Annotated in this window: 18 protein-coding genes; 9 read left to right on the forward strand and 9 right to left on the reverse strand. The window is 72.4% G+C overall.

What is annotated here, in order from left to right:
* Positions 1–58: 58 nt before the first annotated feature.
* Entirely contained in the window at positions 59–1225 is a 1167-nt protein-coding gene (locus AB0K28_RS23635; protein WP_364373620.1) for an alpha-hydroxy acid oxidase, read from the reverse strand.
* A gap of 89 nt (positions 1226–1314) precedes the next feature.
* On the opposite strand from AB0K28_RS23635, the gene AB0K28_RS23640 reads away from it, so the two are divergent.
* The gene (locus AB0K28_RS23640) at positions 1315–1965 is read left to right on the forward strand and encodes a metal-dependent phosphohydrolase (RefSeq protein ID WP_364373623.1); all 651 of its coding nucleotides are present in this window, start codon (positions 1315–1317) and stop codon (positions 1963–1965) included.
* Here AB0K28_RS23640 and AB0K28_RS23645 read toward each other — a convergent pair.
* From AB0K28_RS23645 to AB0K28_RS23655, 3 genes are read right to left on the reverse strand one after another with little or no spacing between them, the layout of a single operon-like run.
* Positions 1918–2181, reverse strand: a complete 264-nt coding sequence (locus AB0K28_RS23645; protein ID WP_345386385.1) for a DUF4031 domain-containing protein — start codon at positions 2179–2181, stop codon at positions 1918–1920. The two genes, AB0K28_RS23640 and AB0K28_RS23645, sit on opposite strands and share 48 nt — an antisense overlap.
* Positions 2178–2942, reverse strand: a complete 765-nt coding sequence (locus AB0K28_RS23650) for an HAD family hydrolase (protein WP_345386383.1) — start codon at positions 2940–2942, stop codon at positions 2178–2180. The genes AB0K28_RS23645 and AB0K28_RS23650 overlap by 4 nt, the downstream gene beginning before the upstream one ends.
* Positions 2943–2960: 18 nt before the next feature.
* Positions 2961–4142, reverse strand: coding sequence for a cytochrome P450 (locus tag AB0K28_RS23655; RefSeq protein ID WP_345386381.1), 1182 nt, complete (start codon positions 4140–4142; stop codon positions 2961–2963).
* Positions 4143–4513: 371 nt separating this feature from the next.
* On the opposite strand from AB0K28_RS23655, the gene AB0K28_RS23660 reads away from it, so the two are divergent.
* The 4 genes from AB0K28_RS23660 to AB0K28_RS23675 all read left to right on the forward strand — a co-directional run bounded on the left by AB0K28_RS23660 (position 4514) and on the right by AB0K28_RS23675 (position 7758).
* Positions 4514–5755: a hypothetical protein gene (locus AB0K28_RS23660; protein ID WP_364373628.1), complete on the forward strand. Its 1242-nt coding sequence runs from the start codon at positions 4514–4516 to the stop codon at positions 5753–5755.
* Positions 5756–5806: 51 nt separating this feature from the next.
* Positions 5807–6493 carry a DUF2786 domain-containing protein gene (locus AB0K28_RS23665; protein ID WP_364373631.1) on the forward strand — a complete coding sequence of 229 codons (687 nt, stop codon included), beginning with the start codon at positions 5807–5809 and terminating at the stop codon, positions 6491–6493.
* An 89-nt stretch (positions 6494–6582) separates the two neighbouring features.
* Positions 6583–6897, forward strand: a complete 315-nt coding sequence (locus AB0K28_RS23670) for an Ldh family oxidoreductase (RefSeq protein ID WP_364373634.1) — start codon at positions 6583–6585, stop codon at positions 6895–6897.
* Between the two features lie 96 nt (positions 6898–6993).
* Complete coding sequence (locus AB0K28_RS23675; RefSeq protein ID WP_364373637.1) at positions 6994–7758, forward strand: SDR family oxidoreductase; 765 nt, start codon at positions 6994–6996, stop codon at positions 7756–7758.
* Positions 7759–7888: 130 nt separating this feature from the next.
* Here the strand turns inward: AB0K28_RS23675 and pgm are convergent, their stop codons facing one another.
* Positions 7889–9520 carry a phosphoglucomutase (alpha-D-glucose-1,6-bisphosphate-dependent) gene (gene pgm, locus AB0K28_RS23680; RefSeq protein ID WP_364373640.1) on the reverse strand — a complete coding sequence of 544 codons (1632 nt, stop codon included), beginning with the start codon at positions 9518–9520 and terminating at the stop codon, positions 7889–7891.
* A 97-nt stretch (positions 9521–9617) separates the two neighbouring features.
* Here pgm and AB0K28_RS23685 point away from each other — a divergent pair, with 97 nt between their 5' ends.
* Genes AB0K28_RS23685 through thrS form a run of 3 tightly spaced genes read left to right on the forward strand, consistent with a single transcriptional unit; the run spans position 9618 to position 13189 of the window.
* Positions 9618–10520, forward strand: coding sequence for an LLM class F420-dependent oxidoreductase (locus tag AB0K28_RS23685; RefSeq protein WP_364373643.1), 903 nt, complete (start codon positions 9618–9620; stop codon positions 10518–10520).
* Positions 10521–10559: 39 nt separating this feature from the next.
* The gene (locus AB0K28_RS23690) at positions 10560–11156 is read left to right on the forward strand and encodes a GH25 family lysozyme (protein WP_364373646.1); all 597 of its coding nucleotides are present in this window, start codon (positions 10560–10562) and stop codon (positions 11154–11156) included.
* 41 nt (positions 11157–11197) lie between these two features.
* Positions 11198–13189, forward strand: coding sequence for a threonine--tRNA ligase (thrS, locus tag AB0K28_RS23695; RefSeq protein WP_345409254.1), 1992 nt, complete (start codon positions 11198–11200; stop codon positions 13187–13189).
* Between the two features lie 133 nt (positions 13190–13322).
* Here the strand turns inward: thrS and AB0K28_RS23700 are convergent, their stop codons facing one another.
* Together AB0K28_RS23700 and AB0K28_RS23705 are read right to left on the reverse strand one after the other, a co-directional pair.
* Positions 13323–14048 carry a PIG-L deacetylase family protein gene (locus tag AB0K28_RS23700; RefSeq protein WP_364373649.1) on the reverse strand — a complete coding sequence of 242 codons (726 nt, stop codon included), beginning with the start codon at positions 14046–14048 and terminating at the stop codon, positions 13323–13325.
* Positions 14049–14083: 35 nt separating this feature from the next.
* A complete protein-coding gene (locus tag AB0K28_RS23705; RefSeq protein ID WP_364373652.1) occupies positions 14084–14605 on the reverse strand; it encodes an Asp23/Gls24 family envelope stress response protein in 522 nt (173 codons plus the stop codon).
* Between the two features lie 76 nt (positions 14606–14681).
* Between AB0K28_RS23705 and AB0K28_RS23710 the strand changes: the two genes are divergently transcribed.
* Entirely contained in the window at positions 14682–15212 is a 531-nt protein-coding gene (locus AB0K28_RS23710) for an HIT domain-containing protein (protein ID WP_364373654.1), read from the forward strand.
* Here AB0K28_RS23710 and AB0K28_RS23715 read toward each other — a convergent pair.
* Together AB0K28_RS23715 and AB0K28_RS23720 are read right to left on the reverse strand one after the other, a co-directional pair.
* Positions 15168–17426 (reverse strand): hypothetical protein, encoded by a 2259-nt coding sequence (locus AB0K28_RS23715; protein WP_364373657.1) that lies wholly within the window; start codon positions 17424–17426, stop codon positions 15168–15170. The two genes, AB0K28_RS23710 and AB0K28_RS23715, sit on opposite strands and share 45 nt — an antisense overlap.
* 170 nt (positions 17427–17596) lie before the next feature.
* Complete coding sequence (locus AB0K28_RS23720; protein WP_345386362.1) at positions 17597–19159, reverse strand: family 10 glycosylhydrolase; 1563 nt, start codon at positions 19157–19159, stop codon at positions 17597–17599.
* Positions 19160–19171 lie beyond the last annotated feature (12 nt).

The raw sequence follows: 19171 nt of genomic DNA on the forward strand, positions 1-19171 counted from the left end.
ACGAGCTTTTCGCCTCTGACATGGCGCCGTTTCTTCTGGCGGTCCCCGGGACCCGGGGTCAGCGGTCCCTGAGCCTGACCAGGTCGGGGCCCAGCCCCTCGACGCCGCCCGCGCCGAGCAGTTGCAGCGTGCGCACGAGCTCGGCCCGCAGCAGCGCCAGCACCCGGTCCACGCCCGCCTCGCCACCGGCCATCAGGCCATAGAGGTAGGCCCTGCCGACGAAGCAGGCGCGGGCGCCCAGCGCCACCGCGGCCGCCACGTCGGCGCCGCTGCGCACGCCGCCGTCGAGGAAGACCTCGGTGCGGTCGCCCGCCGCCGCCACCACGGCGGGCAGCAGCTCCAGCGGGGTGGCCGACCGGTCTAGCTGGCGCCCGCCGTGGTTGGACACCACCACGCCGTCCACGCCCAGCGCCGCCAGCTCCTTGGCGTCGTCGGCCCGCTGCACGCCCTTGACCAGCAGCCGTCCCTGCCACGCCGACCTGATCCACTCCAGGTCGGCGAAGGTCACAGAAGGGTCGAACATCAGGTTCGTCAGCCCCGCGAGGTCCTCGGGAGCGCCGTCCACGGTGGCGAACCTGAGCGGCTCACCGGTCAGGAAGTCGAACCACCACGCCGGATGCCGCACCGCCTCCAGCACGCCGCGCCAGCGCAGCGTGGGCGGGACCGTCAGGCCGTGGCGCACGTCGCGCAGCCGCGCCCCCGCCACCGGCACGTCCACGGTCACCACCAGCACGTCCATGCCGGCCCCCGACGCCATCGCCAGCGTCTCCAGGGTGCGGGCGCGGTCGCGGACCACGTACAGCTGGAACCAGTTCCAGCCGTCGGGCGCCGCCGCCGCCACGCCGGCCGCCGTCGTGGTGCCCATCGTGGACAGCGTGTACGGGACGCCCGCGCGCTGCGCCGCCCGAGCCACCGCCCGCTCACCGGACCGGTGCATCATGCGGGTGAACCCGGTCGGCCCGAGCACGACCGGCATCGAAACGCGCCGGCCCAGGATCTCCACCGAGGTGGGCGCGTCGGAGACGTCACGCAGCACCCGGGGCGCGAACTCCACCCGCTCGAACGCCGCCACCGACCTGGCCAGCGACAGCTCGGACTCGGCGGCGCCGTCGACGTAGTCGAACACCATGCGCGGAGCCCGCCGCGCGGCCAGCCGCCGCAGATCTGCCACGTCGGCCGCGGCCGCCACCCGGGCCGCGCGCGACCACCGGGGGCCTCGCGGCATGACGGCCCGCAGCTCCCGCCACCGGGGCAGGCGCCGAGCGTCTCCGCCTGTCGTACCGATGCCAGGAACGCTACCACTACGGTGGAAACATGATCGAGGGTGCGACGTCCTTCCCGCGGTGGGCGGAGCCGGCGGGGGAGTCGCGCGCCTCCCGCGCCGTGCACGCCGAGCTGCTGGCCCGCTGGTCCGAGCCGCACCGCCGCTACCACACCCGCGACCACCTGGCCGCCGTGCTCGCCGCGATCGACCTGCTGCCCGGCGAGGCCGGCGATGAGGCCGCGGTACGCCTGGCCGCCTGGTTCCACGACGCCGTCTACGACGGCAGGCCGGGCTGGGACGAGGAGCGCAGCGCCCAGCTCGCCCAGTCGCGGCTCCCGCGCTGCGGCGTGCCGGCGCGCCGGGTGTCGGAGGTGGCCAGGCTGGTACGCCTCACGGCGGCCCACGACACCCTCGCCCCCGGCGACCGCGACGGCGCCGTGCTCTGCGACGCCGACCTCGCGGTGCTGGGCGGCCCCGGCTACGACGCCTACGCCCGCGCCGTCCGCCAGGAGTACGCCCACGTGCCCGACGACCTGTTCGCCGCCGGGCGGAGCGAGGTGCTGCGCCGGCTGCTCGCCACGCCCGTCCTGTTCCGCACGCCACGCGCGCGGGAGCTGTGGGAGGAGCCCGCGCGGGCCAGCATGACCGCCGAGCTAGCGGCGCTTGCGGCGGCGCAGACCGGCCGCGATCAGCCGCTGTAGCAGCTCGCGCGAGCTGACCGCCTCGGCGCCCAGCTCCACCGCCGCCGCGTGCACGGTCTCCGGCACGTCGTAGTGGTCGCGGTCGAACGCCCGCGGCGGCACGCCCAGCCGTCCCGCGAAGTCGTGCAGCTCATCGAGCGAGGCGTCGCTGACGAGGTGCGACCACATCAGGCCGCGCGGCCCCGGCCAGTTGGGCGGATCGATCAGTACGGTCACCCGCTCAAGGGTAGAACCCGCCCACGCACCCCAAGCTCACTCAGATCACCCACGACGACGAGCCCGCCCGCCGCGTCACCCGCCGCGTCACCCGACGTGTCACCCGCCTTCGCGCCGACCGCGACCACCGTGCCGAAGCCGCCCTTCCTGCCCGCCTCGACGGCCGGCAGCGCGGAGGCCACCACGGCGATCCCGGCGGCCGGCAGGTCGAGCCGGCGCGCGGCCTCCAGGAAGAGCGCCGGGTCGGGGGTGCCGGGCAGGTTCATCAGCGCGGCGTCGTTGCCGTCCACCATGAGGTCGAACAGGTGCATCACCCCCGCCGATGTGACCAGCCTGCGGCCGTGCAGGCCGGCGGAGACGGCCGCCGTACGGGCGCCGCGCCTGCGCAGCTCGTGCAGCAGCGCCACCGTGGGCGGGAAGGCGGCCACGCCGTACTTGCCGACCTGCTCCAGGAAGGAGCGGTCCTTGGCCAGGCCCAGCCCGTGCACGGTGGGGGCGCCCGGCTCGTCGGCCGGAGAGCCCTCCGGCACGGTGATGCCGCGCGCGGCCAGGAAGGTGCGGATGCCGTCGAGCCGCGGCCGGCCGTCCACGTGCCGCAGGTAGTCGTCGCGGATGTCGAACGGCTCCGAGCGGCCGCGCAGGAAGGCGTCGAAGACGTGCTTCCAGGCGGCCGCGTGTCCCCGAGCGGTGTCGGTGACCACGCCGTCGGTGTCGAAGACGACGGCGCTGATCACGGTCAGGTCGATGACGTGCTCGTCCACATGGCGAACGTAACCGCTCTACCAGGCGACGGGTAGCTCTTTGACGCCGTAGACGATGGCCAGTTCCCTGAACGGCACCTCGCCCGCCACCCGCAGGCCGGGGAAGCGGCGCAGCAGCGCCGGGAAGGCGATGCGCATCTCCATCTGGGCGAGCGGCGCGCCGACGCAGCGGTGGATGCCGTGGCCGAACGCCATGTGCGAGCCCGCCGTCTCGCGGCCCGGGCGCACCTCGTCCATGCCCTCGCCGAGCGCGGGGTCGCGGTTGGCGCCGGTGAGCGAGCACAGCACCATCTCGCCCTTCTTGATCGGCACTCCGTGCAGCTCCAGGTCGTCGCGGGCGAAGCGGGGGAAGGCGACCTGCACGACCGTCATGTAGCGCAGCAGCTCCTCGACCACGTCCACGATGTGGCCGTCGACCTCGCGCACCTTGGCCGCCTGCTCCGGGTTCTGGATCAGCCACAGGGTGCCCAGCGCGAGCATGCTGGTGCTGGTGTCGTGGCCGCCGGTGAGCAGGCCGTCGGCCATGCTGGCGAGCGTGCGGTCGTCCAGCTCGTCGCCGTGCTCGCGCAGCAGCTGGCCGAGCAGGCCGTCGCCGGGGTTCTGCCGCTCGCGGGCGACCAGGTCCACGAGGTACGTCATCGCGTCGTTGATGGCCTGCAGCGACGCCTCGGGCCCCGCGGTGAAGTCGAACCGGTCCTTGCTGATCTTGACGAAGCCGGCCCGCTCCTCGTAGGGGACGCCGAGCAGCTCGCACACCACCAGCGAGGGGATCGGCAGGCAGAACTCCTCCATGAGGTCCACCGGCATGCCCCCGGCGCCCTTGGCCTCGATGCGGTCGAGGTGCTCCTCGACCATGGCCTCGATGCGCGGCTCCAGGCGGCGCAGCCGCCGCATGGTGAACTCGGGTGTGAGGAACTTGCGCAGCCGCGTGTGCTCGGGCGGGTCGCGGAAGCCCAGGCCGCCTGGGTCCTCCTGGTTGGAGCCGAGCCCGATCACGCCGGCGAAGTCGTTGCTGAAGCGCTCGTGGTCGCCGAGCACCGCGCGGACGTCCTCCCAGCGGGTGACGAGGTAGACGGTCTGCCCTCCGGGGATCTCCATCGGGAAGACCGGGTGCTCGTTCCTGATGCGGCCGAGCTCGCCCACCGGGTCGAACCCCTCACGCATGAACTGGACGAGCGGGAACTCTTCTGTCTCTGACATCGATATCCGTCCTGCTGGGATGCATCACACCAAGTTGGGATAAATCCCTGCATCGATGGTCCCATCCGGATGGGCGGGTGTTGCCCTCCGAAAGGAGGAATTTACCCCTCCGACTGGCCGACGACGGCGGCAGGGTCACCGGCTGAGCTGCCTCTTCCGGGTCTCATTGTGCGCGGGCCGCCCGAGCCGGTGCCACCCCTCGGGCGCGCGGGATGGCGCGTTCCAGGCGGTACGTTGCGTCAAGGTCACAGAACTGCCGTGAAACCAGGGCAAACTGGGGCAGCAGACGGCGTTTGGCGTACAAGATGGCGACATTCTGCGATGATCTCGTCGCATAGAGCCGGAGTTTGAGCCCTCACGGATAGTGACAGATGCCGACATTTGAGGAAATAACAGCCTTCATCACCGAGAAGCCGCTCGCCACCGCCGTCATCGCGCTGCTGAGCCTGGCCGGGCTGGTCCTGGCCTTCCTGGTGCTCAGGGTCGTCTGGCGCGTCGTCGCCTGGTTGTGGTCCCGGTACGTCGCCCCGCGCCCCATCGAGGACGTGCTGACCGTCGTGGCCGCGTCCATCGCCACCGGCGTGTCCGCGCAGGGCATGTGGCGCTTCTCCGGCGACGTGCTGGGGCTCGACGGCCCGCTGCGGTTACTGCTGTTCGCGTTCATCGAGGTCGCGATCATCACCAGCGCCGTACGCGCCCGCCGCAACATGCGCGAGAACTTCTCCGCCGGCATCGACGGCATCGCCGTGTGGGCCCTCACCTGCCTGACCGCCGTACTGTCCAGCATGGACGCGCGCAGCCTGCCCGAGGCCGTCTTCCGCCTCGCCGCCCCGCTCGTGGCCGCCTGGCTGTGGGAGCGCGGCATGGCCATCGAGCGCCACCGCATCCGCGGCACCGGCCGCATCAACTGGCGGCTCACCCCCGAGCGGCTGATGGTCAGGATGGGCCTGGCCGAGGTCAGCGACCGTACCGCCAGCGAGGTCGACGCCCACCGCCGCCTGACCAGGGTCGCGCTGGCCGCCAAGAAGGCCAAGGCGCTGCGCGAGGGCGGCGCGTCCGAGCGGAAGATGCGCGTCGCGCTCGCCAAGCTCGACAAGGCGATGGACCAGGCCGTCGAGCACACCGGCCTGGCCGTCGACCCGCAGCGCCAGGAGGCCCTGCTGGCCCAGATCGCCGCGCTCTACAACACCTCCGCGCTCATCGACGCCGACCCCCGCGTGCCCTGGGAGCAGGACGCCGAGCAGCACCCCGTGCCCGCCCGCCCCGCGCTGTCCCCCGCCCTGGTCGAGCTGGTCCGCGAGGAGGACGAGGACGTCACCGTGCTCGACGCCACCCCGCAGGTGGTCAGCACCGCCGAGCGCGCCGCCCTCATGCGGGCCGCCCGCGAGTTCTGGGACCGGCAGATCGCCAAGGGCATCGTCCCGCGAACGGTGGACATCGCCCAGGAGATCGGAATCTCGCTGGCCACCGCGCGCGAATACCGCTCCCTGTGGAAGCTGGAGCCCCGCGCGCACGCCCTCATCGAGGCGCTCTACCAGCAGCACGGCATCGTTGACACCGGCGCCTTCCCCGCCATCGCCGACGACGGGCGGGTCCTGACGAGCAAGTCCTAGCCCCGGCTAGCATCGTTCCCGCAGACAAGCGGGCACGGGAGGGGGCCTCGGTTGCGGGAGCGCACGCTCGACCGCGTCAGGAAGCTGCTGGCCAAGGCCGAGCGCACCGACAACGAGCACGAGCGGGCCACGTTCATGGCCGCGGCGTCGGCGCTGATGGCCAAGCACGGCATCGACTCGCTGCCGCCCGCCGGCACCCGCCAGACCCCCGCCGACCGCATCGTCACCCTGCCGCCCCCGTGGGCCAGGGAGAAGGCCAGGCTGGTGAGCCTGGTGGCGCAGGCCGTACGGTGCCGGCCGCTGCTCATCGGGCGCGGCGACGGCGGGCAGCGGGTGCACGTGTTCGGCTTCGCCGCCGACCTGGAGCGGGCCGACGTGCTCGCCACCTCGCTGCTGCTGCAGATGGCCTCCGGCCTGGCCAGGACCGAGCCGCCGGCCGGCGCCGTCCGCGCCTACCGGCGCTCCTGGCTGCTCGGCTTCACCGACGAGGTCTACCGGCTGCTGTGCGCGGCCGAGAAGCAGGCGGCGGCCGAGGCGGCGCCCACCGGCACCGCGATCGTCCTGGCCGACCGCAGGGCGGAGGTCGAGCGGGTGGTCGCCGCGCACTATCCGCACGTCCGCATGAGCGTCCCGCGGACCAGCGGCACCGGCTACCGCGCGGGCGTCGCCGCGGGCCGCAGGGCCGACCTCGGACGTACGGGCATGAGCACTGCCACGGCCCCCGAACTCGGGCGGTAAGCCCTTTCCGGACGGCCGTTTGGCCCCCTGGCGATTCGGGCATAAGCGCGCACACGGAACGCAGTCCTGCCGAAGCGAGACCGGTCACCGTGAACGCATCCGTACGTGTCCTCGCCGCCGACCACCTCCGCCCCCTCGCCCGCGACCTCCTGACCGCCGCGTCCGTACCGCACGACACGGCGTCCGCCGTCGCCGAGCCGCTGGTGGAAGCCGACCTGGCCGGTCACGGCCCGCACGGCGCGCGGCGCGTCAAGCCGTACCTCGACCGCGTCGAGTCCGCGTCGAGTCCGCGTCGAGACCGGGGCGATCGTCCGGGGAGCCGTCCCCGAGGAGGTCGTTCCGGGGGAGCCCGAGGCCAGGACGCGCGCCGAGCGGCTCGTCACGGAATGCGCTGCTCGGCGTGAACCTGTCCGGGCTGACCGTCACACCGCCTTCTACGCCTCACGCGGATCCAAGGACATCGACATCGCGGTCTTCGACCCACTCAAGGAGTGACCGGCATGGACATCAACGGCAGCGTCGCCGTGATCACCGGCGGCGGCACCGGCATCGGCGCGGCGGTGGCGGAGCGGCTGGCCGCCAGGGGCGCGGCGGCGGTGGTCGTCAACTACTCCCGCTCGGCCGACGAGGCCCGCGCCACCGTCTCGCGGTTGGAGAGCATGGGCTGCAAGGCGTCGGCGGTGGCGGCCGACGTGTCCGACGACGCCGCCGTACGCCGGATGGCCGAGCGGGTGCTCGCCGACCACGGGCGGGTGGACGCGCTGGTGTGCAACGCGGGTACCACCACCTGGGTGCCGTTCCCCGACCTGGAGGGGCTGACGGACGAGGTGTGGCGGCGGCTGCTCGGCGTCAACCTCATGGGGCCGTTCTACTGCGCCCGCGCCTTCGCCCCCGCCCTGCGCGCGTCGCGGGGCGCCGTCGTCAACGTCGCCTCCATCGCGGGGCTGCAGGCCACGGGGTCGTCCATCGCGTACGGGGTGAGCAAGGCGGCGCTCATCCACCTCACCCGTGACCTGGCGGTGGCGCTCGGCCCCGAGGTCAGGGTGAACGCCGTCGCGCCCGGCATCGTGGCCACCCGCTGGCACATCGACCGGGTGGGGGAGCAGGTGTTCTCGGAGATGGCCGCCAAGGAGGAGCTGAAGGCCCCGCTCCGCCGTACCGCCCAGCCCGACCACATCGCCCAGATGGTCACCGGACTGCTGGAAGCGGACCTGGTGACGGGTGAGGTGTTGATCGGCGACGGCGGCCGCCACCTCGGCTACTGACTCTCGGCAGGCATTCGGGCGGCGGGCCTCCGACCGGCGGGCCCTCACCCGAGGCCCGCTCCCGCCCGAGGTCCGCTCCCGCCCGAGGTCCGCTCCCGCCCGAGGTCCGCTCCAGCCTGGGGCGGGCCGCTCAGGCGAGGGCGGCGGAGACCAGGGAGCGGGCCTCCTCCTGAACCTCGGCGAGGTGGTCGGGGCCCTTGAAGGACTCGGCGTAGATCTTGTAGACGTCCTCGGTGCCCGAAGGCCGGGCCGCGAACCAGGCGTTCTCCGTCGAGACCTTCACGCCGCCGAGCGCGGCGTCGTTGCCGGGCGCCGACGTCTGCACCGCCGTGATCGGCTCACCGGCCAGCGACGTGGCCGTCACCTGCGCGGCCGTCAGCTTGCCGAGCACGGCCTTCTCCTCGCGGGTGGCGGGCGCGTCGACGCGGGCGTACGCGGGCTCGCCGAACCGCTCGGTCAGCCCGCGGTAGTGGGCACTCGGCGACTCGCCGGTGACGGCGAGGATCTCGGAGGCCAGCAGGGCGAGGATGATGCCGTCCTTGTCGGTCGTCCACACCGACCCGTCGCGCCGCAGGAACGACGCACCCGCGCTCTCCTCGCCGCCGAACCCGAGCGACCCGTCGAGCAGGCCGGGCACGAACCACTTGAAGCCGACCGGCACCTCGTACAGCCGCCGCCCCAGCGACTGCGCCACGCGGTCGATGATGCCGCTGCTCACCATCGTCTTGCCCACGCCTGCGCCGGCGGGCCAGCCGTCGCGGTGGGCGTAGAGGTAGGAGATGGCGACGGCGAGGTAGTGGTTGGGGTTCATCAGGCCGCCGTCGGGGGTGACGATGCCGTGCCGGTCGGCGTCGGCGTCGTTGCCGGTGGCGATGTCGTAGGTGTCGCGGGCGGAGATGAGGGAGGCCATCGCGTACGGCGACGAGCAGTCCATGCGGATCTTGCCGTCCCAGTCGAGCGTCATGAACCGCCACGTCGGATCGACCAGCGGGTTGACCACGGTCAGCGACAGCCCGTGCCGCTCGGCGATCTCCCCCCAGTAGGCCACGCTCGCCCCGCCCAGCGGGTCGGCCCCGATGCGCACCCCGGCCGACCTGATCGCGTCGAGGTCGACGACGCTGGGCAGGTCGTCGGCGTACGTGCCGAGGAAGTCGTAGCGGCCCGCCCGCTGCAGCGCCGTGGCGTAGGGGACCCGGCGCACGCCCTTGAGACCGTCCTGCAGCAGCTGGTTGGCGCGGTCCTGGATCCACGAGGTGGCCTCGGTGCCGGCCGGTCCGCCGTGCGGCGGGTTGTACTTGAACCCGCCGTCGCCCGGCGGGTTGTGCGACGGCGTCACCACCACGCCGTCGGCCAGGCCGCTCGTGCGGCCCTGGTTGTGGCGCAGGATGGCGTGGGAGACGGCGGGCGTCGGCGTGTAGCCGTCGCGCGAGTCGATCAGCACGTCGACGCCGTTGGCCGCGAACACCTCAAGGGCCGACACGCGCGCGGGCTCCGAGAGCGCGTGGGTGTCGATGCCCAGGAACAAGGGGCCGTCGGTGCCCTGGTCGCGCCGGTATTCGCAGATCGCCTGGCTGGTCGCCAGAATGTGGTCCTCGTTGAAGGCCGTCTTCAGCGACGAGCCCCGATGCCCCGAGGTGCCGAACGCGACCCGCTGCCCCACCTCGCCGGCGTCGGGATGCAGCGCGTAATAGGACGTCACCAGCCTGGCGACGTCGACCAGGTCGGAGGGCCGGGCGGGCTGTCCTGCGCGTTCGTGGGTCATGTAGGTCACTTTACAAACGGGGAGCGGCCCGGCGGGTGATCGCGTGGCGGCGTGGGGGGATACATTCGCCTCAGTCACTAGAACGGAGTTCTGTTCCATGCGATACGGCATCCTGCTCTCGGAGTCCGCCAAAGACGGTGACCCCATCACCGGCCTGCGCGACCAGATCGCCGGCGCCGCCGAGCGCGGCTTCACCTCGGCCTGGCTGTCCAACATCTTCGGCCTCGACGCCATCACCGCCCTGACGGCGGCCGGCGTGCAGGCCCCGCCTCTTGAGCTCGGCACCGCGGTCGTGCCCACCTACCCGCGCCACCCGGCCGTGCTCGCCCAGCAGGCCATGACCGCCAACGCCGCACTGGGCGGCCGGTTCACACTCGGCATCGGCCTGTCGCACCAGGTCGTCATCGAGGGCGTCTACGGCTACAGCTTCGAGCGGCCCGGCAGGCACATGAAGGAGTACTTGGACATCCTGCTGCCGCTCTCGCGCGGCGAGCAGGTGTCGTACCAGGGCGAGACGCTCAAGGCCGAGCTGAAGCTCGGCACGCCGGGCGCGGGCCTGCCCGTGCTCGTGGCCGCGCTCGGCCCCCGCATGCTCAAGCTCGCCGGCACCGTCGCCGACGGCACCGTGCTCTGGATGACGGGGCCGAAGACGATCGCCGAGCACATCGCGCCGACCATCAGGGCCGCCGCGGCCGAGGCCGGCCGTCCTGAGCCGCGCATCGTCTGCTCGCTGCCCATCAGCGTCACCGACGACCCCGAGGGCGCCGTCGCCCGCGCCAACGAGATCTTCTCGGTGTACGGGACGCTGCCCAGCTACCGTGCCATGCTCGACAGGGAGGGCGCGGCGACTCCCGGCGACGTCGCCGTCGTCGGTGACGAGGACACCGTGCTCGCCAGGCTCGACCAGCTCAGGCAGGCCGGGGTGACCGACTTCGTGGCCTCGCCGTTCGCCGGCCGGCAGCGCACACTCGACCTGCTGACCGGCGCGGCGAAGAGCTGAGCGCCCGGCGTCCCCATAAGATCCGACAAGGTGAAGAGCGTGCTACATGGCATTGATGTGTCCAACTGGCAGGGCACCGTCGACTGGGCAGGTCATGCCGAGGCCGGGGTCGCCTTCGCCTTCGCCAAGGCGAGCGAGGGCGGCGACTTCACCGACAAGTGGTTCGCCCGCAACTGGAACGGCATGCGGGAGAGCTGGATCGTCTGCGGCGCCTACCACTTCGCCAGGCCCAAGGGCGACCCCATCGAGCAGGCCCGCCACTTCCTGCGGGTGATCCAGTCGGCCGGCGGGCTCCGCCGCGGCGACCTGGTCGCGCTCGACCTGGAGACCAACGACGGCGCGCGGCCCGAGCGGGTGGCCCGCTTCGCGCGCCGCTGGTGCCACTACGTCGAACGGCACGGCGGCGTGCGGCCGTTCATCTACACCTTCAACGCGTTCGCGCGCGGCGGCCACTGCGCCGGGCTGGCGGAATACCCCCTGTGGATCGCCAGCCCGCACAGCCCCCGCGGCCGTCCTTCCGTGCCCAGGCCCTGGCGCGACTGGACCATTCACCAGTACGCCAGCAGCCCCGTCGACCGCAACGTCTTCCACGGATCACGGCAGGAGCTGACAAAGCTGGGGTTTCACCCGCGATAGCATCGGTGTTCTCATCACCGAACCCTGCCTCGGTGCCGGGCATCGAGCGCGATCCACGAGGAGTCACCGTGTCAGCCGAGCTACGCATCACCCTCGCCGGAGCCGAGCGTGTGGTCGCGGCCGGCACGACGGCCGGTGAGGCGCTCGAGGCCGACGGCCGCACCGTCATCGCCGCCCTGGTCAACGGCGAGCCCCGCGACCTCGCCCATCCGCTGTCCGACGGCGACGCGGTCGAGCCCGTCGAGGTCTCCAGCGAGATCGGCCGGTCCATCGTCCGCCACTCCACCGCCCACGTCATGGCGCAGGCGGTGCAGGAGCTGTTCCCCGAGGCCAAGCTGGGCATCGGGCCGCCCGTCGACAACGGCTTCTACTACGACTTCGACGTCGCCCAGGCGTTCAACCCCGACGACCTCAAGCGCATCGAGAAGCGCATGCGCGAGATCGTCAAGCAGGGGCAGCTGTTCTCCCGCCGGCCCGTCTCCGACGACGAGGCGCGGGCCGAGCTGGCGGCCGAGCCCTACAAGCTGGAGCTGATCGGGCTCAAGGGCGGCGCCGACCAGGAGGAGTCGGTCGAGGTGGGGGCGGGTCAGCTCACCATCTACGACAACCTCGACCCCAAGAGCGGCGAGCTGCGCTGGAAGGACCTGTGCCGCGGGCCCCACGTGCCCTCCACCCGGTCCATCCCGGCCTTCAAGCTCATGCGCTCCGGCGGCGCCTACTGGCGGGGCAGCGAGAAGAACCCGCAGCTGCAGCGCATCTACGGCACCGCGTGGGAGTCCCGCGACAAGCAGGACGAATACCTCAAGCTGCTCGAAGAGGCCGAAAAGCGCGACCACCGCAAGCTGGGCGCCGAGCTCGACCTGTTCAGCTTCCCACCCGAGCTGGGCAGCGGCCTGCCGATCTTCCATCCCAAGGGCGGGATCATCCGCAAGGAGATGGAAGACTACATGCGCAGGCGGCAGGCCGAGGCGGGCTACGAGTTCGTCAACACGCCCCACATCACCAAGTCGTCGCTGTTCGAGACCTCCGGCCACTTGCCGTGGTACGCCGACGACATGTTCCCCGCCTTCGAGCTCGAGGGCACCGAATACCGCGTCAAGCCGATGAACTGCCCGATGCACAACCTGATCTTCAGGGCGCGCGGGCGCTCCTACCGCGAGCTGCCGCTGCGGCTGTGCGAGTTCGGCTCGGTCTACCGCTACGAGAAGTCCGGCGTCGTCCACGGCCTCACCCGCGTGCGCGGCATGACGCAGGACGACGCCCACATCTACACCACCCGCGAGCAGATGGCCGACGAGATCAAGTCGCTGCTGCGGTTCGTGCTGAGCGTGCTGCGCGACTTCGGGCTCAACGACTTCTACCTCGAGCTGTCGACCCGCGACGACTCCGAGAAGTTCATCGGTGACCCGGCCGAGTGGCAGGAGGCCACCGACGCGCTGCGCCAGGTGGCCACCGAGTCCGGCCTCGAGCTCGTCGACGACCCGGGCGGCGCGGCCTTCTACGGCCCCAAGATCTCCGTCCAGGCCAGAGACGCCATCGGCCGCACCTGGCAGCTGTCCACCATCCAGCTCGACCTCAACCAGCCCAAGCGCTTCGGCCTCGAATACCAGGCCGCCGACGGCTCCCGGCAGACCCCGGTGATGATCCACCGGGCGCTGTTCGGCTCCGTCGAGCGCTTCCTGGGCGTGCTCACCGAGCACTACGCCGGCGCCTTCCCGCCCTGGCTCGCCCCGGTCCAGGTGGTCGGCATCCCGATCGCCGAGGCCCACGTCCCCTACCTGCACGACGTCGCCAAGCGGCTGCGCGCGAGCGGCGTCCGGATCGAGGTCGACGCGGCCGACGACCGCATGCAGAAGAAGATCCGCAACGCGCAGAAGGCCAAGGTGCCGTTCATGCTCCTGGCCGGCGACGACGACATCGCCAACGGCGCGGTCTCGTTCCGCTACCGCAGCGGCGAGCAGAAGAACGGCGTCCCGATCGAAGACGCCATCGCCGAGATCGTCAGCGCCGTGGAGCGCCGCATCCAGGTCTGACCCCACCGAAGCCTCAGCCTCCCTCTCAGAGGGAGGCTGACGCTTTTCAAGGGAGGGCGGTGTTCCCGGCGGGTGCCCTCTGGGCGGTGCTTCTGGCGGGTGCCCTCTGGGCGTGCCCCCTTTGCCAGGAGCCTCAGCGGGGGTAGAGGCGGAAGGAGACGGCGGGGGTGCCGCCGAACCGGGAGGCCTCGTCGTGCGCCGAGCCTTCGAGGAAGTCGCGGGCGTATTTCTCGGGGTCGGTGCCGGGCTGGAGGGCTTCGATGTAGGTGCGGTGTTCCGTGAGGGAGCGGACGCCGCGCTCCAGGCCCTGGGTGACGTCCACGGCGTGGGTGGGGGTGTCGGAGCCTGCCACGGCGATCCAGCGGACGCCGTTCCAGGGCTCGGGGCCCGCGTCGGGGAAGATCCAGCGGTTGCCGGCGTCGCCGACGGCGTCCATCGTGGCGCGGCCGACGGCGCGGTGGTCGGGGGTGTTCCAGATCGTGCCGCCCCAGGTGTCGTCGAAGTTCAGTGTGATGACGAGCTCAGGGCGGTGCCGGCGGATGGCGGTGGCGAGGTCGCGCCGGAGCCGGGTGCCGTACTCGATCACCCCGTCGGCGTGGTCGAGGAACTCCACGCTGCTCACTCCGACGACCGCCGCGCTCGCCCGCTCCTCGCGCTCCCGCAGCGGCCCCGCCTCGGCGGGGGCGAGCGTGTCGATGCCCGCCTCGCCCCTGGTCACCATCACGTACGCGACGTCGCGGCCCGCGTCGGTCCAGGTCGCCACCGCCGCCGCGCAGCCGTATTCGAGGTCGTCGGGGTGCGCCACGATGGCCAGGGCGCGCTGCCAGTCCTCGGGCATGGGTTCAAGCTGATCGGTCATACCCGCCATCCTGGCAGCCGCCCGCCGGGAGGGTGTCAGGACTCCGGGGAGGCGTCGTCCTCGGGGGCCTCGCGGGGAGCGGAGCGGCCCTCCCCGGGGAGACGGACGTCGTCCACCGTGACGTTGACCTCGGTGACGCGCATGCCGAGCATCCGGCTGACGGTCCGCGCCACGTTCGTCTTGACCTCGGAGGCGACGTCCATGACCACGTGACCGTACTCGACCACGATCGTCAGGCTGACCGCCACCTGGCGGTCCTGGATCTGCGCGCTGACACCCTGGTTGCTGCGGCGGGAGCCGATGCCGATGCGGTCGCGTACGGACTCGAAGGCCCGCACCAGATCCCCGCCGAGGTCGGCGACGCCCGGCACCTCCAGGGCGGCCAGCGCGGCGACCTTCTCCACGACCTCGTCGGCCACCTTGATCCGCCCCTTGACGGCGGCATCGGCGGTCGGCGCCTCTATGTACGACGGCTCGCTGCCTCGGGAGCCTTCGGAGGGTGGGTCGGCGGGTGGGGCGGTCTGTTCGGCCACCTGTTCGGCCAGGGCTTCACTCATCGCGTCCTCCTGTTGGGGGTGCACAGGATTGTGCCGGAAGAAGACCCGGTTTGTCCGGGGTCCTATGCTGCTAGATATGCACGATCAGGCAGGGGCAGGGTCCCCCGACAACTTCGAACGGCTGTGGACCCCGCATCGGATGGCCTACATCAAGGGCGAGAACAAACCGACCGGCACCGGGCCCGGCGACGGGTGCCCGTTCGACGCCATCCCGAAGATGACCGACGAGGAGGGCCTGATCGTCAAGCGCGGGCAGGTGGTGTACGCCGTGCTCAACCTCTACCCGTACAACTCGGGCCATCTGATGGTGGTGCCCTACCGTCACGTGTCCGACTACGACGAGCTGGACGCGGCGGAGGTGGCGGAGCTGGGCGACTTCACACAGCGCTCGCTGCGGGCGCTGCGCAAGGCGAGCGGCGCGCAGGGCTTCAACGTCGGCATGAACCTCGGCCACGTCGCGGGCGCCGGCATCGCGGCGCACCTGCACCAGCACGTCGTGCCCCGCTGGGGCGGCGACACCAACTTCATGCCGGTCGTCGCGCAGACGAAGGTGCTGCCGCAGCTACTTCGTGACACCCGCCAGCTGCTCGCCGACGCCTGGGACTGACGGGCGCGACCGCCCGGCCGCGGGCAGCGCGCCGATGCCGGTGGCCAGCAGCAGCGGTACGGCCAGCGCGAGCGCCATCGACAGCACCGCCGCGCCCGAGTCGTTGACCAGCATGCCGACGACCCCGCTGACGAGCGTGCCGATGAGGCCGGCGCGCAGCGCGGGGGAGTGCTCGAACGCGGCCGGCACCACCCCCGCCGACGCCTGCTCGGGCCGCAGGATCGCGTAGCCGAGGAACGCCGCGGCGGCGATCACGATCGGCATCAGGTTCGGGCTGAGCAGGGTGGCCAGCATGGCGTGCAGCTTGCGCCAGATGACGTCGAGCGCCTCCCCGGTCAGCACCTGCCCCACGAACCTGCCGAGGTGCGACTGCTCGCTCGGCGGCCGCAGGTGGTTGAGCCAGGCGAAGCCCATCACGGTCACGCCGCCGGCCGCGCAGCAGGCGCCCAGCTTCACCAGGGAGACCCGGCGGCCGGACAGGATGAGCGCGGTCACCGCGATGCCGGGCACGAACGCGATCACGCCGCCGAAGTCGCTGCCCAGCCCCGAGCCGCCCAGCACCATCGCGAACGCGCCCAGCGTGACGATCGCGCCCACGCCCGCCCGGCCCGGCCAGCGGTGCGCGATGACGGTGGCGGCCAGCAGCGTGCCGGTCGCCAGCAGCGCGAACGGGATGTTGCCCAGCCCGTAGTAGCGGGCTCCGACGTCGGCGCCGTACCCCATGACGCTGTTGAGCTGCAGCGTCGTGCCGGTCAGCAGGTCGCCGGCGAGCGTCAGCGCGGTCACCCCGGCCACCACGGCCGGGGGGCCGAGCGGCCTTCGCCGCCACGGGCCGGCGAACGCCACCGCCGTCACCGCCGCCGCCCACGCCAGCACGCCGCCGACGAGCTGCGGCAGGCCCGTCCACGGCAGCAGGTTGACCAGATAGCTGGAGACGGGCAGGGCGGCCAGCGCGACGGCGGCCACGCGTACCGGCGACAGGCCCCTGCGCCGGCGCAGCAGCAGGAACGCCGCCAGGTAGAACGCCACCTGCAGCACGGCCACCACGGTGAAGTAGACGCCCTTGACGGACCTGATGGACTGGGCGGTGGCGTCGTCCCTGCGCAGGTCCGCGATCGTGGCGCCGGCCGGGCCGACACGCAGCGGCGTGCCCACGACCGTGGCGGGCACCGGCACGCCCAGCTCGCTCAGCACGGTGGCGGTCAGGTCGGTGAGGATCGAGATGTCCTCGCGGTGGGTGGAGGCCGCGCCCAGCAGGTGCCCCTCCGTGCCTGGCGCGCGCATCGCGGCCACCCGCAGGTGCGGCACGGACCCGTGGTCCGACAGCCCGGCCAGCAGCACCGTCGTGCCCGCGGGCAGCACCGACAGCAGCGCGCCCGCCTTGGCATCGGCGAGCTGAAGCGCGTCACGCCGATCGGCGGCGGACAGCTTGTCCGGCACCCGGGGAAGCCGGCCACCCTCACCGACCTCAGCGCCGCCCCCTGCGCCGGTGCCCGCCCCCGCCCCTGCGCCTGGGCCGGTGGCCGCCCCCGCCCCTGCGCCTGGGCCGGTGGCCGCCCCCGCCCCTGCGCCGGTGGCCGCCCCCGCCCCTGCGCCGGTGGCCGCCCTCGCCCCCGCCCTCGCCCCCGCTCCAGCGCCTTCGGCGGTCAGGTAGGGGCGGATGAGGTCGTCGACGTCCATGGCGACCAGGGGGCAGCGGGCCAGGTCCGCGGTGCCGACGCGGAGCGGGGAGTCGTGGTAGCGGGCCACCGCGCCGTGCCGGTCGGCCAGGGCCAGCGCGGCGCCGGGGCCGATCGCGATCGAGCACCGGCCGGCCGCCCTGAGCGTCTCGCCGAGCGTGCCGGCGCTCCGCTGGCCCGCCACATCGATGAGGTAGCGGTAGCCGGGGATGACGGCGCCCTCGCCGCCGGCCTGCGGGAGCGGGGGAGCGCCGCACGCGTAGCCGCTGGCGGACCTGGTGCCCGCCGAGACCGTCAGCCAGCCGTCGTAGGGGCAGGTGACGCTGCCGACCGTACGGACCGACAGCGAGCCGACGGCGCTCGTCCTGGCCAGCTCCCACAGGTTGGGCGTGTCGTCCGGGGTGAGATCGTTCCAATGCAGCCCAGGCACCCCGATGAGCGCCACTCGCCCGGCGGGCGGCTCGGTGGCGGACGCCGCCTGGGCGGCCAGCACCTGACCGGCCAGAACGGCCAGTACGACCAAAGCGCGCCACACGCCGATGACCTCCCGCGCTCGCCTACTGAGGCACTGTGGCACGGCCACGGTCCCGGCCGCGTCACAGGACGTGACCACCCTCTCACGGGTCACTCCCATACGCGGGAGAACGGCGAAAGGGCCGGTCCCCGTCACGGGGACCGGCCCTCAACGGCTCAGCAGGCGAAGCGTCAGGTCGCGTCCACCTTCACCTTGACCGCCTTGCTCTCGTTGTGCAGCCGGTCGAGCGCGGTCACCAGGTAGGTGCCGGCCGACTTCGCGGCATAGGAGGGGTCGCTCACCACGGCCACCAGGTTGCGCGCGTCGGTGGTGCGGCAGTCCTTGCCGGACTTCGGCACCTGGTAGACGGCGTAGCCGCGGGCCCCGTCGGACGGCTTCCACGACAGCTGCGCGCCGGACGCCTTGACGCCCGCGGGCGCGGCGGGAGCCTGGCCGCCGCGCTCCTTCATCAGCGGCTGCAGCGCCGGACGGCTGTAGTGGGTCTTGGCGACCCGGTCCATCGCGCCGAGCGGGTTGGTCAGCAACTGCTTGGCGCTGAAGTAGACGGCGCCGCTGACCTGCTTGCTGTCGCGGTTGAGGCCGATCTGGGCGGGCAGCTCGCCGGCCTTGGTCCAGGCCCTGTCGTCCTTGGTGCCGACGCGGTAGAGGCCCTGACCGATCCAGAGCTGCACGTCGCTGCCCTTGACCGCGTCGGACCACCAGCGCACCAGCGTGCGGTAGTCGGCCGCCTTGTGCCCGCGCGGCCAGTAGAGCTGCGGCAGGACGTAGTCGACGGTGCCGGACTTGATCCAGGAGCGGGCGTCGGCGTAGATCGCGTCGTAGGCGGACATGCCGGACGTCTTGGACCCGCTGGGGTCGTTGGAGGTGTTACGCCAGATGCCGAACGGGCTGATGCCGAACTTGACGTGGTTCTTCGCCTTGTGCACGGCCGAGTCGACCTGCTCGACGAGCTTGTCGACGTTGCCCCGCCGCCAGTCGGCGAGCTTCTGGCCCTTGCCGTACTTCTTGAACGCGGCGGCGTCGTCGAACGTCGCGCCCGCCACCGGGTAGGGGTAGAAGTAGTCGTCGAAGTGCACGCCGTCGATGTCGTAGCGGCCGACCACGTCGGTGATGACCTTGGTCACGTGGTCGCGCACGGCGGGCAGGCCGGGGTTGTAGTAGAGGCGGCCGCCGTATTTGACCGTCCAGGCGGGGTGCTTCTTCGCCGGGTGCCCGGCGGGCAGCTTGGCGATGCTGTCGTCGTAGGAGGCGCGGTAGGGGTTGAACCAGGCGTGGAACTCCATGCCGCGCTTGTGCGCCTCGTCGATGAGGAACGGCAGCGGGTCCCAGCCGGGGTCCTTGCCCGCGGTGCCGGTCAGGTATTGCGACCAGGGCTCCAGCGAGGACTTGTAGAGCGCGTCGGAGGCGGGCCGCACCTGCACGAAGACCGCGTTGAAGTTGCGCTTGGCGGCGCTGTCGAGGATCTTCACGTATTCGGCCTGCTGCCTGGCCTTGCTCAGCCCGGTCTTCGACGGCCAGTCGATGTTGGTCGTCGTGGCGATCCACACCCCGCGCAGCTCGCGCTTGGGGTAGCGGGCGTCGGGCTTGCAGGCGGCCGCGGGCGCGGCGGCGGTGGCCGTCTTCTTCGAGCTCGCCGCGTTGCCCGGCTTGGCGTCGGGGCCGAAGGCGTAGGCGGCGCCGGTGGTGGCGATCGCGAGGGCGGCGGCGGCTAGGAGTGGGCGTCCAGTTCGCATAGTGCCACCCAG

The organism is Nonomuraea sp. NPDC049504 (assembly GCF_040676845.1).
In the GTDB taxonomy this organism is placed as follows: domain Bacteria; phylum Actinomycetota; class Actinomycetes; order Streptosporangiales; family Streptosporangiaceae; genus Nonomuraea; species Nonomuraea salmonea.

Excerpts from the sequence above, each read along its gene's own strand:
- AB0K28_RS23660 (WP_364373628.1), top strand. The coding sequence starts at position 4,514 with ATGCCGACATTTGAGGAAATAACAGCCTTCATCACCGAGAAGCCGCTC.
- AB0K28_RS23700 (WP_364373649.1), bottom strand. The coding sequence starts at position 14,048 with ATGACCGATCAGCTTGAACCCATGCCCGAGGACTGGCAGCGCGCCCTG.
- AB0K28_RS23640 (WP_364373623.1), top strand. The coding sequence starts at position 1,315 with ATGATCGAGGGTGCGACGTCCTTCCCGCGGTGGGCGGAGCCGGCGGGG.
- AB0K28_RS23655 (WP_345386381.1), bottom strand. The coding sequence starts at position 4,142 with ATGTCAGAGACAGAAGAGTTCCCGCTCGTCCAGTTCATGCGTGAGGGG.
- pgm (WP_364373640.1), bottom strand. The coding sequence starts at position 9,520 with ATGACCCACGAACGCGCAGGACAGCCCGCCCGGCCCTCCGACCTGGTC.
- AB0K28_RS23705 (WP_364373652.1), bottom strand. The coding sequence starts at position 14,605 with ATGAGTGAAGCCCTGGCCGAACAGGTGGCCGAACAGACCGCCCCACCC.
- AB0K28_RS23685 (WP_364373643.1), top strand. The coding sequence starts at position 9,618 with ATGCGATACGGCATCCTGCTCTCGGAGTCCGCCAAAGACGGTGACCCC.
- AB0K28_RS23635 (WP_364373620.1), bottom strand. The coding sequence starts at position 1,225 with ATGCCGCGAGGCCCCCGGTGGTCGCGCGCGGCCCGGGTGGCGGCCGCG.
- AB0K28_RS23720 (WP_345386362.1), bottom strand. The coding sequence starts at position 19,159 with ATGCGAACTGGACGCCCACTCCTAGCCGCCGCCGCCCTCGCGATCGCC.
- AB0K28_RS23675 (WP_364373637.1), top strand. The coding sequence starts at position 6,994 with ATGGACATCAACGGCAGCGTCGCCGTGATCACCGGCGGCGGCACCGGC.
- AB0K28_RS23710 (WP_364373654.1), top strand. The coding sequence starts at position 14,682 with ATGCACGATCAGGCAGGGGCAGGGTCCCCCGACAACTTCGAACGGCTG.